This is a genomic window from Burkholderia sp. Bp9090, assembly GCF_003857985.1.
In the GTDB taxonomy this organism is placed as follows: Bacteria; Pseudomonadota; Gammaproteobacteria; order Burkholderiales; family Burkholderiaceae; genus Burkholderia.
Genome location: NZ_QTPV01000065.1, coordinates 15,924 through 32,900, shown reverse-complemented (window position 1 = coordinate 32,900; position 16,977 = coordinate 15,924). Strand labels below are relative to the sequence as shown.

The window sequence follows — 16,977 nt, the reverse complement described above, 5'->3', positions numbered from 1 at the left end:
ACCGCAAGGACGATTTCTTCTCGAATCCGAAGTCGGACCGCGCGAAGGACTTCCTCGCGAAAATCCTGCACTGAGCGATCCCGCGCCGCCGCCCGTTCCACGCCGATGCTCCCGATGAAACGACTGCCTTCCCTCAATGCGCTGCAGGTCTTCGACGTCGTCGCGCGACACGGCAGCTTCACGCGCGCCGCCGGGCACCTGTGCCTGACGCAGGGCGCCGTGAGCCGGCAAATCCTCGCGCTCGAAAGCTTCTATCAGTTTCCGCTGTTCAAGCGCACGCCCAAGGGGCTGACGCTGACGGCCGAGGGCGAGCTCCTGTTGCCGACCGTGCGCGAAAGCTTCGCGCGCATCGAGGAAGTGTCGATGCGCCTGTCGCGCAGGCGCACCGAACTCGCGCTGAAGGTGCCGACCTGCATGATGCAGTGGATGCTGCCGCGCATCATGCGGTTCCAGGCCGAGCATCCCGAACTCCAGGTGCAGATCACCACCACCTGGGAGCATCACGTCGATTTCCGCATGGAGCCGTTCGACGCCGCGGTGATCTACGCGCCCGGCGCCGGCCCTGACACGCATGCGATCCCGTTGTTCGAGGAACGGCTCACGCCTGTCTGTGCGCCGAGCCTGCTGGAGCGGCAACCGCTCGCGAGTCTCGACGACCTGCTCCGTCACACGCTGCTGCATCCGACACGCGATCACCGCGACTGGAAGCGGTGGCTCGACCATGCGGGCGCGCCGCACGTCGACTCGACGCGCGGGTTGAGCTTCGAGACGCTGGATCTCGCCACACACGCGGCGATCGACGGTTACGGCATCGCGATCGGCGACAGGACGCTGGTTGACGAGAGCGTGGCCGCCCACCGGCTCGTGATGCCGTTCAACGTATCGTTGCCAACGGGGATGGGCTATTACTTCGTGTATCCGGCCGGAACCGAACAGCAGCAGAAGATCCAACTGTTCGGCGACTGGATCGCGGACGAACGTGCGTGGCGCTGCGGCGACACGCCGGCCGTGCCGCCGTCTCCGTCTCCGTCATCGCCATCGCCAGAACTTCCGGACTGAACCGCGTCACGCGAGCGCCGCTCGCGTACGCGGATCTGCCCGGTCATGCGGTCGACGAATCCCGGAGTGAGGAAAACGGTTGTCGTTCCTTTCTCCGCCGTTGTCGGCGACGTAGCGCTCCCACCTGAAACCTGTCGACCAGACGGCCGGCCTCGTCGCGCGAAGCCGCGCGCGCGATCAGCCGACGCTCCGCGCCGTGGATTTCCGGCGTCTCGGACAGGAGCGCCGTGCCGCCGTTGCGTTTCAGCAGATCGACGGCCGCGCCGAGCGCGGAATTCCGCGGTCGTCCCCGACTAGCCGTCGGACCGCCCCATCGCAGGCCGGCCGTCAGCCGCGAGGCCGGCACGGTGCTGCGCCGCGCGCCGATCCGCCAGTCATGCCGATGGGCGTCCCCGCGCGATTCAACCCGGACACAACAACCGCAAACTTACGATTGAAAATAACTCTCATTTGCATTAAATTCCGGCGCGCAAATGTACCGTTTGGAACACGGATGCCGGCGCAACGCGGCTCGTGGTGCCCGAACGCGAACCAATTTCTCAGGGACGGGTATGAGCAGAAAGAACTGGGCGGCCGCACCGATGGCCATCGCCGTCGGCACGGTCGGGCTGAACGTCGCCAATGCGCAGGAGCTGGTGCTGCCGGCAGTCGAGATCTCGGCGCAGCGCACGAAGGCACCGTTTCGCGCGCCCGACTCGACGAGCGCGACGCGCACCGAGGCGGACGTGATGGAGATCCCGTTCGCGGTCAGCAGCGTCGATACGAAACTGATCCAGACCGTGGCCGCCACCCGCGGCGAAGACCTGTACGACTGGGTCGCCGGCGTCGCGCGGCAGAACAACTTCGGCGGGCTGTGGGACAACTACGCGGTGCGCGGCTTTGCCGGCGACGGCAACACGTCCGGCACCGACTACCTCGTCAACGGCTTCTCGTGGAATCGCGGCATCAGCGTGCCGCGCGACACCGCGACGCTCGAGCGCATGGAAGTCCTCAAGGGCCCCGCGTCCGCGCTGTACGGCCGCGGCGACCCCGGCGGGCTCATCAGCTACACGACGAAGCAGCCGCAGTTCAAGCGCTCGAACACGATCGGCGTGTCGGCCGGCAGCTACGGCGCGCTGCGCGAGACGCTCGATTCGACCGGCCCCGTCACGCAGTCGCTCGCGTACCGCTTCATCGCGATGAACGAGGACAACGGCAGCTTCCGCGACACGGTGTCGAGCAAGCGCTACCTGTTCGCGCCGTCGTTCACCTGGGATATCGGCGCGGACACGACGCTCCACTACGAATTCGAGACCGCGCGCCAGCGCGCGCCGCTCGATCGCGGCGTGGTCGCGGTCGGCGGGCAGCTCGGTGCGGTGCCGGCGTCGCGGTTCCTGGGCGAGCCGCGCGACGGCGACTACGACGTGCGCAACTCGGGGCATCAGTTCACGCTCGAACATCGCTTCGATGCAGACTGGTCGGTCAACGCCGGCTTCGCGCAGCGCGACACCGACCTGTCGGGCCGCTCGTCCGAAGCGTTCGCGCTGCAGCCGGATGGCCGAACGCTGTGGCGCCGCTACCGGCAGGTCGCGTTTCACTCGAACGACGTGCAGGGGCGCGTCGAAGTGGCCGGCAAGGCCCGCACGGGCGCCATCGACCATGCGTTCGTGATGGGCGTCGATGCGTATCGCTTCAACTACGACCAGTTCGTCGCGCGCTCGACGCCGACGGCCGCGGCGCCGTATGCGATCGACATCTTCGATCCGGTGTACGGCCAGCCGGCGCCCGTGCCGCGCACCGCGACGAACCTGCTCGAGCGCGACGACGGCCAGGGCCTGTACGCGCAGGACACGCTCGCGTTCGGGCCGCACTGGAAAGTGCTCGCCGGGCTGCGCTGGGACCGCTTTCACCAGTCGGTCGAGAATCGCCTGAAGGGCGTGACGACGAGCCAGCTGCAAACGGCGCTGAGCCCGCGGCTCGGCATCGTGTACGAGGCCAGCGCCGCGCTGTCGCTGTATGCGAACACCGCGTACTCGTTCCGGCCGAACAACGGCGCCGACGCGAACGGCCGCGCGTTCGATCCCGAGAAGGGGCACGGCTACGAAGCCGGCGTGAAGTGGGCCGGCACGCGCTGGCTCGCGACCGTCGCCGCGTTCTACGTGAACAAGCGCAACGTGCTGACTGCCGATCCGGCGAATGCCGGGTTCTCGCGTGCGGCCGGCGAAGTACGCAGTCGCGGCGTCGAATTCGAATGGAACGGCGAACTGGGCCACGGCTTGCGCGGCATCGTCAACCTCGCCTACGTCGACGCGCAGGTCACGCGCGACACCGTCCTGACGCCAGGCGCGCGCCTCGTCGACATTCCGCGCCTGAGCGGCAGCGCGCTGCTGATGTACGAAACCGCGCTGCCGCTCGTCGACAAGGCCGGCGCGGGCGCGGGCGTGATCTACGTCGGGCGCCGCGCGGGCAACACCGCGAATACGCAGGACGGCTTCGACCTGCCCGCCTACGCGACCGTGCAGCTCAACGGCTACGTGCAGGTCAACAAGCATCTGCGCGCGTCGGTCGTGCTGAACAACCTGTTCAACCGCACGTACTACGTCAGCTCGTACAACAGCCTGTGGGTCACGCCTGGCGCGCCGCGCAGCCTGTTCGCGTCATTGGCGTATTCGTTCTAGGCCGGCGCGGCGCGTCGACGGGCAGGCGCGGGGCGCGATTCGGCGATGCGTCGATTCGGCGATGCGTCGACGTGCCGGGGCGCGCATCCGGCCATCTCGAATCGTCAGGCAGCCAGCCACTGCGCCGCATCCGCCGCATCCACCGGAATCTCCGGATTGAACCGCGTCATGCAGTTCAGGTCGAGCGCGCGGATCTGCTCGGTCATGAAGTCGACGAAGATCCGGATGCGCGTCGGTAGGTGTTGCCGGCTCAGATAGCAGATGTAGTGGCCGCGATCCTGCGGCACATGCTGCGCCAGCGCGACGACGAGTTCGTTCGACGCGAGATGGTCGCGGATCTGGTAGCCGGCCATCTGCGCGATGCCCGATCCGTTCAGCACCGCGCGCAACACGAGATCGGCGTCGTTGAACGTGCGGCGCGCCGTCGGCAGGTACTTCTGCACGCGGCCGTCCACGTTGAATTCCCATTCGAACAGGCGCCCGCTCGCGAACCGGAAATTGATGCACTCATGGCGGTCGAGGTCCTCGATGCGTTGCGGGAGCCCGTGCGCCGCCACATACGACGGCGCCGCGCAGAGCGCCATCTGCATCGGAATCAGTTGCCGGGCGATGATGCTGGAGTCCTCGATGCGCCCGTTGCGGAACGACACGTCGATCCGCTCGGACACCAGGTCGACGGGCCGGTCGTCGAGCAGCAGATCGACGATGATGTCCGGATAGGCGTCCGCGAACTTCTCCAGCAGCGGCGCCACGATCTTCCTGCCGAACCCCACGGCCGAGCTGATGCGGATGAGGCCGCGCGGCGGCCCCTGCCGCAACTCGAGCATGTCGTTCATCGCTTCGACGATCTGCGCCACGCCCTGATGGCAGTTCTCGAAGAAGCGCCGGCCCTCGCACGTCAGCTCGGTCGTGCGCGTGGTCCGCTGGAACAGCCGCGTACTCAGTTGCGCCTCCAGCTTCTGCACGTTGCGGCTCACGGCCGGCCGCCCGACGCCGAGCAGTTCGGCGGCCTTCGTGAAGCTCCCTTCGCTCGCCACCGCAACGAACGCGAGGATGCCCGCATAGCTCGCACCGAAGCTCGCCGACAGCGCATCGGCGCGACCGGCCAGGTCGCGACGAACGCCGTGCTCCGATGTTTCCGAATGATTCATTTCCGCTGCCCCCAAGCATGCTGCTCATACGGATCGGCGCGTCGCCGGCATGCGCCGGCCGGCCGCCTGCGTGCGAACGCGATTCAGCGCCCCGCCAGCCACGCGTCGAGGCCGATGCGCCCGAGCCGTGCCGCGCCGAGCGGCACCAGCGACGTTGCCTCGACGCGGCCGCCGTAGTAGCGGGCGTCGCGATCGGTCACCACCGCGCGTGTGTCGCCGACCGACTTCAGATAGCGCGCGACGATTTCCGCGAACGGCGCGCGATCCGGGCCCGCGATCTCGATCGTGCCGTTCTGCGGCCCGGCGAGCGCGGCCTGCGCGACGAGGGCCGACACGTCCTCCGCGGCGATCGGCTGGAACAGTCCATCACCGATGCGCACGGTGCCGTCTTCCGTGCCGGCATCCGCGATGCCGCCGATGAATTCCATGAACTGCGTCGCGCGCACGATCGTGTACGGCACGCCCGCCGCCTCGATCGCCTGCTCCTGCGCGACCTTGGCCAGGAAATAGCCGTTCTCCGGCATGCGGTCGCAGCCGACGATCGACAGCGCGACGTGATGGCGCACGCCCGCGGCCACTTCGGCCTTGCCGAGATTGCGCGCCGACGTGCGGAAGAAATCGAGCACCGCCTGCGGCTCCCATGACGGCGCATTCGCGACGTCCACGACGACGTCCGCGTCCGTCAATGCGTCGGTCAGGCCTTCGCCGGTGATGGTATTGACGCCGGTGCGCGGCGATGCGGCGAGCGCCTGGTGGCCGGCTTCCTCGAGCAGCGTGACGACACGCGAGCCGATCAGGCCCGAACCGCCGATGACGACGATCTTCATCGCAAAATCTCCTGACGAATGGATTGCAGTGGAATCTGAGGGGGCGTGACGGCTGCCGGATCGGGTGAACGCGGCGATGACCGTCCATCGCTTGGCGCAATTGTGGAAGAATCATGTCCTATCCAGCAGTGCCAAGAATCGTCGATCGGACTGATCCATGCCGTGCCTGTCCCCGTCATCCGCGAGACCGTCATGTCTGAGCAACCCTCCACCCTGACCATCGAAATCGACCGGCAGCATCGGTTGCCGATCTATCTGCAGATCTGCGAGCGGTTCAGAACCGCGATCGCCGCGGGCCACCTGCGTCCGGGCGATCGCGTGCCCGCGCTGCGCGGCCTCGCGACGCAGCTGAACACCGCGCGCGGCACCGTCGAACAGGCATACACGATCCTGGTCGACGAGGGCTATCTGCAGATGCGCGGCGCGGCCGGCACGTTCGTCTCGCCGTCGCTGCCGAAATCGGTGACGCGGGCGGCGTCCTCGCGTGCCGACGATCCGGCCCGGCACGCCGAGGACGCCGCCGGCCGGCCCCAGCCGCCGGGCATGTCACGCGACAGCCCGCCGCCGCCGCGCGCGCAACCGATCGCCGTCGCGCTGAGCGGCGAGCCGCGCCCGCTGCAGCCCGGGCTGCCTGCGCTCGACGCGTTTCCGCGCAAGGTATGGCACCGGCTCGTGTCGCTGCGCGCACGCAGCGCCGACCGCGCGCTGCTGGGCTACCCGAATCCGGCCGGCTACCGGCCGCTGCGCGAGCACATCGCCACCTATCTCGGGCTGTCGCGCGGCGTCACCTGCGTGCCCGAACAGGTGTTCGTCACCGGCGGCTACCGCGCGACGCTGGAACTCGTGCTGCGCAGCCTCGCGCGCCCGAACGACCGTGTGTGGTTCGAGGATCCCGGCTATCTGCTCGCACGCAGCTTCCTGTCCGAGACCGGCGTGGAACTCGTCCCGGTGCCGGTGGACGCCGACGGAATCGACGTCGAGCGCGGCCTGCAGCTGGACGCGCACGCGCGCTTCGCGCTCGTGACGCCGTCGCAGCAGAGCCCGCTCGGCCATACGCTGTCGCTGTCGCGGCGCATCGCGCTGCTGGACTGGGCCGAAAAGACGTCGGGCTGGATCGTCGAGGATGACTACGACAGCGAGTTTCGCTACCTCGGCCGCCCGCTGCCGGCGCTGAAGAGTCTCGACCGGCGCGATCACGTGATTTATTGCAGCACCTTCAGCAAGGCGATGTATCCCGGCTTGCGGCTCGCGTATGCGGTCGTGCCGGAACGCGCGGTGGAACGCGTCGAACGCGTGGCCTGCAGCATGAACGCCGGCTCGCCGACGCTCCTGCAGGCGGCCCTCGCGGATTTCATCGAACAGGGGCACTTCGCCCGGCACCTGAAGCGCATGCGCACGCTGTACGGCGAGCGCCGCACGCTGATCGTGAACGCGTTGCGACAGGTGTTCGGCAAGCGGATGATCGTCGAACTGCCGGTGGGCGGCATCCAGTTCGCGGTGCGGTTCACCGACGGCCCCGACGGGCCGGTCGACGACGTCGCCGTCGCCGCACGCGCGCGCGACGCGGGGCTCGCGGTCGTGCCGCTGTCGATCTGGTACACGAACAGCCATGCGCAGCAAACGCCGCGCGGCCTCGTCATCGGGTTCGCGAACGTCGCCGACGCGGACGAAGCGCACCGTCACGCACGGACGCTCCTCGCGTGCCTCGGCGGCTGACGCGCGGCGTGCGGCTTGCGGCGATGGCGTGCGCCGCGTCGACAGGCGCGGCCGATCCCGGATGGGGGTCCGATTGGTGTCGAACGGGAAACAGACAATCGCACGGAACGGCCATACCGCCCGCCTGGGCGCGCCGCTAGCATGGCAGCGTCTTTCTCGCGCAGACGAGCCCGGAGCCGGGCTGCACCGGACGCTTGCCGCATTCCTCATGCCATCGACCGCGCCCGTCATTCGTTGAAGACGCTTTTTTGCCCGGGCAGTCCTGCCCCTTCGCGGCACGTTTCGACGATCGAATGACCGACGGTCGGCGCGCGTTGCCGAATTCGAGCACGCATCATGGATGACAACACGCTGCAGGCCCCGCCGCTTTCGCTCCTCGACCGCTATCGCGGCCAGGATTTCCAAGCGCTTTACACCACGACCGTCACCGTGTCCGGCGGCGAGACGGGCCACGGCCGGGCCTCCGGCGTGGTCCGCTCGGACGACGGCAATCTCGCCGTCGATCTGCGCCTGCCCACCGAGTGCGGCGGGCCCGGCACCGGGACCAATCCGGAGCAGCTGTTCGCGGCGGGCTTCGCCGCCTGCTTCCACGGCGCGCTCAACCTGCTCGGGACGCGCGCCGGAGTGGAGACGCCGGATACCGCCGTGGAGGTGCAGGTTTCGTTCGGCCGCGATCCGATGGACGGCGGCTACGCGTTGCTCGTCGACGTCCGGGTACGGATGCCCGGCGTCGATCGAAACGTCGCGGAAGAACTGGTGCGTACCGCGGAACGCTTGTGCCCGTACGCAAAGATGGCGCGGCAAGGCACCGTCAACATCGTGACCGTCGTCGACTGATTCGACGACGAGGCCAACCATGCATCTCGGGAAATCGTACAAGCTCTCGGAATTCCTGATCTGGACGCGCTGGAAAATCTACGAGCTGCTCATCTTCGGATCCGTGCCGGTCGTGCTGTATCAGTTCTTCTCCGTGAGATGGCTGTCGATACCGCTGACGATCGTGGCGCTGCTCGGCACCGCGACGTCGTTCATCGTCGGCTTCAAGAACGTGCAGACCTACAACCGCGCCATGGACGCGCTGGAAATCTGGACCGAGATCCTGAGCAAGAGCCGCCGCTGGGGCCAGCTCGCTCGCGACTTCGTCAGCGACGACGAGAGCGCCCGAAAGCTGGTCTATCGGCACCTTGCCTGGCTGACCGCACTGCGCTACGACCTTCGCCGCCCGCTGATCTGGGAAAGCACGAGCAAACGCTACAACGCGGAGTACCGCCGGTTCTATCGTGTGCCGGAGTGGGAAAAGGACATCCGGGAATTGCTGCCGGAATACCTGTCCCCGGCCGAAACGGAACAGGCGCTGGCCTCCGCTTCCGTCGCCACGTTCGTGCTGAGCCTGCAGGGCACGTCGCTCAGGACGCTTCACATGGCCGGCCATCTGAATTCGAATTTTTATATGGAGCTTCAAAGGACGATCGGCGACTTCATCGATCTCCAGGCCCGCTCGGAACGGTTCAAGAACTTCCCGTATCCGCGCCAGTACGCAACCGTCAGCTCGCTGTTCGTCCGGTTCTTTTGCCTGTCGCTTCCGTTCGGTCTTCTGAACGAATTCAACCGGCTGAACGACGGCGTGAGCGGCTTCATGCACGGCAACATGGTCTGGCTCGTCGTGCCGTGCAGCGTCGCCATTTCGTGGATGTATACCTCGCTCGAGCAGGTGGGCGAAAGCACCGAGAACCCGTTCGAGGGCGGCGCGAACGACGTGCCCATTTCCACGCTGTGCAGCACGATCGAGCGCGACCTGAAAGCGATGCTCGGCGAACGCGCCGGCGATCCGTCGAGCCGCACGGTCATTGCGCTGTAGCGCGCCGGCGGCTCGCGTCTGCCCCATCGGCGGCACCGCTGCAGCCGGTGGAAAGGCCGACGCAACCGATACGCGGCGTTCTCGCCGCATTGGTGCGAAGCGGGCAATACCATGCATCCCGGGACGATCTGGCCCGGCGACGCGTCTTTGCCTAGCATGCAAGTGCGCGACGACCATCCTTCGGATGGCGGTCATGGGGAACGACCTGCGGGCAAGCGCCGCGCCGATACGTACGGCCCGGAACCCGCGCGTCGGTCAATACAGGTACCCGGGAGGGATATGGAGAACGAGAGGTTGCAGCCTCCGTCACCGACACTGCTCGACAAATACCGCGGACACGAATTCGTCGCGCTCTACACGACCACGGTCACCGTGTCCGGCGGCAAGACGGCACACGGCCGTGCATCGGGCGTCGCGCGATCCGACGACGGCGGTCTCGCCCTCGATCTGCGCCTGCCGCGCGAACTCGGCGGCCCGGGCGGCGGCACCAATCCCGAGCAACTGCTCGCGGCCGGCTACGCCGCGTGCTTCCACGGCGCGCTGAGCCTGCTCGCGCAACGCGAGCGGATCGACATCCGCGACACGACCGTCGCAGTCGAAGTATCGTTCGGCCGCGATCCGGTCGACGGCGGATATGCGCTCGCCGCCAACGTCACCATCCGCATGCCGGGTGTGGACCGGCAGGTTGCGGAACGCCTGGTCCGCGATACGGAGCGCCTGTGTCCCTATACGAAGATGGCACGGCAGGGCATCCGCGGGGTTGTCGCGGTGTCGGACTGACGAACGTCGGCGGCGCGCCGCGCCACACCCGGCGCGCGATTGGTTCCGAAGCGGCAATAGAGTGCGCACCTTCCCGGCACTACTGGCCCGTGGGACCTGCAATTACGATGGTTGCCAGGCCGCTCGCGCAATGAATGGTCATGCGCAGCGCCGATAGCCCTGCTTCAGCAATCAGGAGAACGTATCATGACGCAACGTATCAACTACTTTCAGCAATCGCCGGAGCTGACGAAGAAGCTCGTCGAACTCGACGGGCTGCTTCAGAAGACGACGATCGAAGTGCCGGTTCGCGAGCTCGTCGAGATTCGCGCGTCGCAGCTCAACGGCTGCGCGTTCTGCGTCGACATGCACATCAAGATGGCCAGGATCCACGGCGAGCGCGAACTGCGCGCGCATCACGTCGCGATCTGGCGCGAGTCGCCGCTGTTCTCGCCGCGCGAGCGTGCCGCGCTCGAATGGACCGAAGCGCTGACGCAGCTTTCGCCGCACGGCGTGCCGGACGATCTCTACGATCGCGTGCGCGCCCACTTTGCCGAGAAGGAGCTGTCGGATCTCACCGTCCTCGTCGGTGCGATCAACTGCTGGAACCGGCTGAACGTCGCGTTCCGGATGGTGCCCGGCTCGTTCGACAAGATGTTCGGTCTCGACAAGGCCAACCTGGAGTAACGACATGAAACGCATCGTGCTCGCGCTTGCACCGCTTGCGCTGTCGCTGCTGATGCCCGTTCCGCCGGCTGCCGCCGCGCCGCAGGCCAAGGTGACGCAACTGACCACGGAGCCGCTGCCCGAGTATCCGGGCAAGGAAGTGGAGATGATCGTCGTCGATTATCCGCCCGGCAGCGTCGACCCCGTTCATCGCCACGACGCGCACGCGTTCGTCTATGTGCTCGACGGCAGCATCGTGATGGGCCTGAACGGCGGCAAGACGGTCACGCTCCATGCAGGCGACACGTTCCACGAAGGCCCCGACGACGTGCACACGGTCGGACGAAACGCCAGCGGTACGAAGCCGGCGAAATTCGTCGTGTTCCTGCTCAAGAACAAGGGCGCGCCGGTTCTCACGCCGGTTAAGTAGCGGGATCGTCGTCGAGGCGCCAGGTCGGCCGGAAACGGCAACTCGGCGCCGCGAATGCACGCGTTCCGCAACGCGACGGCTTGCCTGGGCTGGCCGGCCGACGCCGTCCCGGCCGGCGCACGGCCGGCAAGCGAGCCTGCAAACCGCGTGCCGTGCCTTTGGCGGGCCCTTCGCTGAAAAGCCGGGATCGGCTGCGTACAGCCGGATGCCCGATGCGGGCAACACATGGACATGAGCCCGACGGACGGGAAGCCTCAATCTTGCGACGATCCCATCGACACGTCGCCGACGAGCACCCCTCTCAACTGCTCTCGCCACGCCGTGACATTCTCCGCACCGTTCAGTCGCTCGAACTCCCGTTGCGCTGCCTGCCAGAGTGGCGATGCTCTTTCGTGCAGGCGCCGGCCCTCCTCGGTGAGTTCGACGAGGCGGCTTCGGCCGTCGGTGGGCGAGGGCTTGATCGTGACGAAGCCGTCGCGCTCCAGGAAGCCGACCATTTTCCCCATCGCCGTTCGTTCGATATCGAGCCGTTCGGCAAGGGCGTTGACGGGGGTACTTCCCACTTCGTGCAGGGCGGCCAGGGTGAGGAATTGCGTGATGCGCAGACCCGACGGCTCGAGATGGCTATCGTAGAGTCGGGAGATCTGCCTGCTCGCCTTCCTGACAGCGAAGCAGTTGCATTGATCGATGCCGAGCGGCTGGTTCACGGGCAACATCGGTTGCACTCCTGATTTCGGTTGATTGCGCGAACGCTACGCGCGCGTCGCGCGAAGCTACGGTGGCAGCTATCGATGATAGCCGGGAGCGACGGCGCTGGCCTACGATCTGCGCACCTCGCGGCTCGCCGCCGAATCCGGCCCGTGCCGACTGCGGTGTTCAAAACCCTGCCGGCGGCGTGATGTAGCCGGGTATCTCGGCCGCGAGCGTGCTCTTCAGCACCGCTGTCCCCTCGTCGGCCATGACCTCGCTCTTGCCGGCGGCGAGCGCGTCGTAGGTCCGTCGCACGACGTCCTCGGGACTGGCTTTGGGCACGTCGATGCCGTTGGTCAGATCGGTGTCCACGAACCCGACGTGCAGGCCGAGAACCTGGATGCCACGCTCGCGCAGGTGAAAGCGAAGCTGGTTCGTGTAGCTCCAGGCGGCGGCTTTCGACGCCGCATACGGTGTCAGATAGGGCCGCGGGAGCCACACGATGTCGGAAAGCACGTTGATGATCGCGGCATGCGGCCGGGCCGCCAGGATCTGTTCGAAGGCCTGTGTGACGCGCACCACGCCGTGGTAGTTGGTATCGAACAGGCGGGCCGACTGCGCTTCCACGTCGGCCGACAAAGGCCCGTCGATCAGCGCGGCAATGCCCGCGTTGTTGATCAGTAGCGTCGTGTCGGCCGCCTGTTTCGCCGCCTCGGCGATCGACGCCGGATCCGTGACATCGATCCTGAGCGGCACGATGCCCGGCTCGTCGAAACCGCTCGTGTTGCGCATACCCGCGTACACCTTCGCCGCCCCGCGCCGAAGCGCCTCGCGCGCAAACGCGAGGCCCAGGCCGCGATTGGCACCGGTGATGAAGACGGTAGCGTTCTTGATATCCATGACAAGCTCCTGTTTCAAAAGCCGCGTGCCGGGAGAGTGTCGACTCCATCCACGAGCGCGCGGGTGCCTGGTTCAAAGAAAGACGTGTTCCGGCAACTGCTTCGAAAGCGACTCCCGCAGACGGGTCGCGAGAGTCAGTACGGCGCCAAGCGGGCTCATCCGCACGCTGACTCGCGGCACCGAGCCGTCGGCGTTGCGATCGGCGACCACGACCGCGCTCAACGTCTCGCCGCTCGTCAGAACGGCGTCGTATTCGAGAAAAAGCCGCGAGCCGACGACTTGAACGAACGTTGGCGCCTGCGACACGTAAAAGGTCCCGACGGCGTCGACGGCGAGCCGGATTTCGTCGCGCCCGATCACGGGAGCGCGCAACACCGAGCTGACCAGCTCGGCGTCGGCCGTCAGATCATCGAGAAACGGATGACGATCAGGTTGGACGGGTGACATGTTCAAACCTCCCGATTCGTTTCAAGGACCTGTTCACACGAATGCGGCCCGATACTTCTCGACGAACTGCTGAACCGACAGCGGCGGCGTTCCGGTGACCCTCTCGACGACGTCGTTGGTGCCCGAGAAGATGCCGTCGTGGTAGTTCTGCGCGACTTCGACCAGATGCTGCGTGAGGAACGGCGGAAACTTGTAGAGGGTTTCCATCTTGTTCCGGAATGCCTCGATGGAAGTCGGCGCGTATTCGATCCGGGCGCCGAGAACCTCGCTCATCGCGGCTGCGATCTCGACGTGGTTCATCTCGACGGGGCCGTGGAGCGTGTAGGTCTTGCCCTCGTGGCCTTCGGGGCTGGCGAGGATGTGGGCGATCACGCGGCCCTGATCGTCGCTGGCGATCGGCGCGTGACGGCCGTCGCCGAACGGAAATTCGATCTTCTTCGTGGCCCATATCTCCCGCGCAAAATGCGGATAGACGAGCCAATCGGCGAAGAAGGTCGGGCGCAAATGCGTCGTCGCGACACCCGACCAATCGAAAACCTGCTCGGAGACCCAGTGATCCTGTGCCGCGTGGCTCAGCGACTCCCGGCGCGCGGAAATCTGCGACATGTTGACGATCGCCGTGACGCCAGCTTCCTTTGCTGCCTGCGCGAAATACGCCGCGGCCCCGATGATTCCCGGCGCGATCGGATGAAGGAAATACGCCGAGCGGATGCCTTCCATCGCTGCCCGAATGGCGTCGATGTCGGTGAAGTCGCCGACCGCGACATCGACGCCGCGCTGCCTCAGGACTGCCGCCCGATCATCATCCGTGCGCACATAGGCCCGCACGCGTTTGTGCATCTTGAGCAGCTCGTCAATGGCCATACCGCCGGTGCGTCCGGTTGCACCGCTTACAAGGATCTCAGGCTCGTTCATCGCTTCGCTCCGTTCGAAAATGAGAGCATATGCTCCCTTGAGACGAAGGTTAGGAGCATATGCTCTCATCGTCAAGTTTTTTTGTTGTGGCCCCGGATAACATCATGCTCGGGTCGGCAGACGGCGTTGCTAGCGAGCATCGACAGGAGGCCGGGCAGGTGTCCCGCGATTGAAAGCGCCAGAGGCGTCGATATCGTCCTGGCTTACCTGGATGGCGGAATGTTCAGTGTCTGCTCGCCTTGAGAAGAGAGGGGCCCGTGCGATTCGACGATGTGATTTCCCGTGGCGCGGCGAGGGCGCTGGAGATCATCAGTAAGGGCCCCGAGTATTCGATCTGCCCGTGGATTCGTACCGGCTGCAAACCGCAAATTGCCGTTCGCGCCGGTCATCGCCAGCAATTCACTGACCGACGATGCACATGAGACGCGTCGCGCCAACCTCCCGGCGCGACACACTAGCGCTTTGAAGCACGCCTGCGCGTCGTCGCCTTTGCTGCCGCGACCGGCGCCACTTCCGCCGGGGCAGCCGCCGTGCCCGTCCGCTTGAACCACGGCGAACCCAGCGTGGCCGCGCTCATGTCCGACGCAGCCGCGAGCAATAGCGGCGCGAGTTCCTTCAGGCGCGATTCCGGCAGGCGGCTCGTCGGCCCGGCGAGGCTCACGATACCGACCACTTCGTTCGTGACCGGATTGCGCACGGCCGCCGCGATCGACGTCATGCCGACCTCGTACGTCTCGATCGCCATCCCGTAGCCACGCTCGCGCGCGCCGTTCAGATCCTTCAGGAACTGCTGGATCGTCTTCGGTGCGCGCGGGACATTCTGCGCCTTCGCGCCGAGGCCGCCCTGCCTCGACACCAGTTCGATCGCGCGCTCGTCGGGCAGCGTCGCGAGCCACGCCTGGCCGCTCGCGGTGCAATGCAGCGGCGGCTGGCTGCCCATGTCCGGGTCGTAACGCAGCCCGGACTTCGCACCCTGCGCCTTGCCGACGAACGTGATGTGATCGTCCTCGACCACGCCCAGCCGTGCCAGTTCGCCCGACGACTCGGCCAGGCGATCGAGCACCGGCTGGGAAATGTCGAACACCCCGCTCGTCGACAGATAGATCAGCGCGAGCGACACCAGCTTCAGCGCCAGCATGTACTCGCCGTGCTCCTCGTCCTGACGGACGAACCCCTCGTCGATCAGCATCGACAGCAGGCGATGCGTGCCGCTGCGGGGAATGTTCAGCGTATCGGCAATGGTGGCCAGCGGCATGCGGCCGCCGTTCTTCGCCAGCAATTCCAGCACTGCGAGCGCACGCTCGAGATTTCCTGCCATGGCGCCTTCTCGTCCGTATGGTGAATGTCAAATAAGAACACAATTCCATACTGGAATTCAAGAGAATTTGCGCGACACCGCCCCCCGCCGTGGCGCCGCGCTCGCCGTCAGTGGCCGGCAGCCCCGCTCACGGCCACGAACCTCCCGCGATGGCGCGCGCCCTTGAGCAGCACCGCCGCGCCGCCCACGGCGGCAGGCACCGCAAGCGCCGCGAAGACCTGGCCGAAACTCCAGTTCGCATGGAGCATGGCCGCGCCCAGCATCGCGCCCGCGATGCCGCCGAAACGGCCGACCCCGAGCATCCAGCTCGTCCCGGTGGCCCGCATTTCGGTCGGATAGGAGCCGGCCGCCAGCGCGCAGAAGCCCGTATTCGAACCGTTCATGCAGTACCCGATGCCGAACGCGAGCACGCAGATGACGCCGAACGGATGAGCCGACACACCCATGTACCAGGCCAGCGCGCCGCCGGCGAGCACGGTCGCGCCGAGCGCGGCGTGCGGATTGAACCGGTCCATCTGCCAGCCGATCAGCAACGAGCCGACCGTTCCGCCCGCCTGGAACAGCGCGCCGACGATCGCCGCCTCGGCCAGCGAAAAACCCAGACCGCGAATCAGCGTCGGCAGCCAGTTGCCGAGCAGATAGACGGTCAGCAATCCCGCGAAGTAGCAGATCCACAGCATCACCGTGCCGAACGCATGTTCGCGCGACAGAATCGCGCGAACGGGGCTACGCACGTCGCGCGCCGGTTCGGCGGACACGAACCGCGTCCGTGCGTCGGCGACTGCCGGCTGTATGCGATTCAGCACGCCGATGAGCCGTGCGCGGCGCCGCTCCGACAGCGCGAGATACCGTGCCGATTCCGGCAGCCATTTGACGAGGATGGGCACGTACGCGATCGGCAGCACGCCGCCGAGCAGCAGGACCGAATGCCAGCCCCACGTTTCGATCATCCACGCGCTCACGAAACCGCCGCCCGCCGCGCCGAAGGTGAAGCCGCAGAACACGGCCGTCACCATCAGCGCGCGCCGCCGCGGCGGCGCATATTCAGCCATCAGCGTGGCCGCGTTCGGCATCGACGCGCCCAGGCCGATGCCGGTCAGGAAGCGCAGCACCGTCAGCGACACCACGCCGGTCGCAAACGCCGATGCAATGCTCCACAGGCCGAAGAACATCACCGCGCTGACCATCACCGTCTTGCGGCCGAAGCGGTCGGACATCGGGCCGGCCGTGAGCGCGCCGAACGCGAGGCCGAGCAGGCCACCGCTCATCACCGGGCCCAGCGCGTCACGCGGAATCGACCACGCGCCGGAAATCGACGGCGCGATGAAGCCGATCATCACCGTGTCGAGCCCGTCGAGCATCACGATCAGCATGCACAACACCAGCACGAGCCACTGGAACCGGCCCACCGGCCGCGTATCGAGAAATTGCTGAACGTCGAGTGAGCGCGCGTCGTTCGATTCGCTTTCCTGAATGAAATGTTTCGGCCGTCGGGCCGTCTGCGAGGAAGTCATGCTGATGTCTCCGGAGATGCTGTTCTTGTTGTCGTATCGAATGCCCGATCCGCGCGCCGGCGCGATGCCT

17 protein-coding genes are annotated in these 16,977 nt (G+C 66.7%); 8 read left to right on the top strand and 9 right to left on the bottom strand.

Annotation, left to right across the window (positions count from 1 at the left end; genetic code table 11):
* The first annotated feature begins 114 nt into the window (after positions 1-114).
* Complete coding sequence (locus DIE16_RS34385; protein WP_260434508.1) at positions 115-1,059, top strand: LysR substrate-binding domain-containing protein; 945 nt, start codon at positions 115-117, stop codon at positions 1,057-1,059.
* A 43-nt stretch (positions 1,060-1,102) separates the two neighbouring features.
* Here the strand turns inward: DIE16_RS34385 and DIE16_RS34380 are convergent, their stop codons facing one another.
* Positions 1,103-1,405, bottom strand: coding sequence for a UxaA family hydrolase (locus tag DIE16_RS34380; protein ID WP_260434507.1), 303 nt, complete (start codon positions 1,403-1,405; stop codon positions 1,103-1,105).
* A 205-nt stretch (positions 1,406-1,610) separates the two neighbouring features.
* On the opposite strand from DIE16_RS34380, the gene DIE16_RS34375 reads away from it, so the two are divergent.
* Positions 1,611-3,716 (top strand): TonB-dependent siderophore receptor, encoded by a 2,106-nt coding sequence (locus DIE16_RS34375; protein WP_124894280.1) that lies wholly within the window; start codon positions 1,611-1,613, stop codon positions 3,714-3,716.
* A gap of 104 nt (positions 3,717-3,820) precedes the next feature.
* On the opposite strand, the gene DIE16_RS34370 is transcribed toward DIE16_RS34375, so the two are convergent.
* Both DIE16_RS34370 and DIE16_RS34365 read right to left on the bottom strand, forming a co-directional pair.
* Entirely contained in the window at positions 3,821-4,867 is a 1,047-nt protein-coding gene (locus DIE16_RS34370; protein ID WP_124894279.1) for a LysR family transcriptional regulator, read from the bottom strand.
* A gap of 83 nt (positions 4,868-4,950) precedes the next feature.
* On the bottom strand, positions 4,951-5,694 hold the full coding sequence (locus tag DIE16_RS34365) for an SDR family oxidoreductase (RefSeq protein ID WP_044848713.1): 744 nt from the start codon (positions 5,692-5,694) through the stop codon (positions 4,951-4,953).
* A 192-nt stretch (positions 5,695-5,886) separates the two neighbouring features.
* Between DIE16_RS34365 and DIE16_RS34360 the strand changes: the two genes are divergently transcribed.
* The 6 genes from DIE16_RS34360 (at position 5,887) to DIE16_RS34335 (ending at position 11,123) form a co-directional block, all read left to right on the top strand.
* Entirely contained in the window at positions 5,887-7,410 is a 1,524-nt protein-coding gene (locus DIE16_RS34360; RefSeq protein WP_124894278.1) for a PLP-dependent aminotransferase family protein, read from the top strand.
* 336 nt (positions 7,411-7,746) lie between these two features.
* The gene (locus tag DIE16_RS34355) at positions 7,747-8,247 is read left to right on the top strand and encodes an Ohr family peroxiredoxin (protein ID WP_124522721.1); all 501 of its coding nucleotides are present in this window, start codon (positions 7,747-7,749) and stop codon (positions 8,245-8,247) included.
* 19 nt (positions 8,248-8,266) lie between these two features.
* On the top strand, positions 8,267-9,268 hold the full coding sequence (locus DIE16_RS34350) for a bestrophin family protein (protein ID WP_124894277.1): 1,002 nt from the start codon (positions 8,267-8,269) through the stop codon (positions 9,266-9,268).
* 279 nt (positions 9,269-9,547) lie between these two features.
* A complete protein-coding gene (locus tag DIE16_RS34345; RefSeq protein ID WP_124894281.1) occupies positions 9,548-10,048 on the top strand; it encodes an Ohr family peroxiredoxin in 501 nt (166 codons plus the stop codon).
* Between the two features lie 186 nt (positions 10,049-10,234).
* Positions 10,235-10,714 (top strand): carboxymuconolactone decarboxylase family protein, encoded by a 480-nt coding sequence (locus DIE16_RS34340; RefSeq protein WP_124530274.1) that lies wholly within the window; start codon positions 10,235-10,237, stop codon positions 10,712-10,714.
* A gap of 4 nt (positions 10,715-10,718) precedes the next feature.
* Positions 10,719-11,123, top strand: coding sequence for a cupin domain-containing protein (locus DIE16_RS34335; protein ID WP_124572120.1), 405 nt, complete (start codon positions 10,719-10,721; stop codon positions 11,121-11,123).
* Between the two features lie 254 nt (positions 11,124-11,377).
* On the opposite strand, the gene DIE16_RS34330 is transcribed toward DIE16_RS34335, so the two are convergent.
* The 6 genes from DIE16_RS34330 to DIE16_RS34305 form a co-directional block, all read right to left on the bottom strand.
* Complete coding sequence (locus tag DIE16_RS34330) at positions 11,378-11,839, bottom strand: MarR family winged helix-turn-helix transcriptional regulator (RefSeq protein WP_124522716.1); 462 nt, start codon at positions 11,837-11,839, stop codon at positions 11,378-11,380.
* Positions 11,840-11,999: 160 nt separating this feature from the next.
* Entirely contained in the window at positions 12,000-12,713 is a 714-nt protein-coding gene (locus DIE16_RS34325) for an SDR family oxidoreductase (protein ID WP_124894276.1), read from the bottom strand.
* Between the two features lie 72 nt (positions 12,714-12,785).
* Positions 12,786-13,160 carry a hypothetical protein gene (locus DIE16_RS34320; protein WP_124522712.1) on the bottom strand — a complete coding sequence of 125 codons (375 nt, stop codon included), beginning with the start codon at positions 13,158-13,160 and terminating at the stop codon, positions 12,786-12,788.
* A 33-nt stretch (positions 13,161-13,193) separates the two neighbouring features.
* On the bottom strand, positions 13,194-14,075 hold the full coding sequence (locus tag DIE16_RS34315; RefSeq protein ID WP_124894275.1) for an NmrA family NAD(P)-binding protein: 882 nt from the start codon (positions 14,073-14,075) through the stop codon (positions 13,194-13,196).
* 454 nt (positions 14,076-14,529) lie between these two features.
* The gene (locus DIE16_RS34310; protein WP_124894274.1) at positions 14,530-15,393 is read right to left on the bottom strand and encodes an IclR family transcriptional regulator; all 864 of its coding nucleotides are present in this window, start codon (positions 15,391-15,393) and stop codon (positions 14,530-14,532) included.
* A gap of 107 nt (positions 15,394-15,500) precedes the next feature.
* Positions 15,501-16,868 (bottom strand): MFS transporter, encoded by a 1,368-nt coding sequence (locus DIE16_RS34305; RefSeq protein ID WP_409364350.1) that lies wholly within the window; start codon positions 16,866-16,868, stop codon positions 15,501-15,503.
* Positions 16,869-16,977 lie beyond the last annotated feature (109 nt).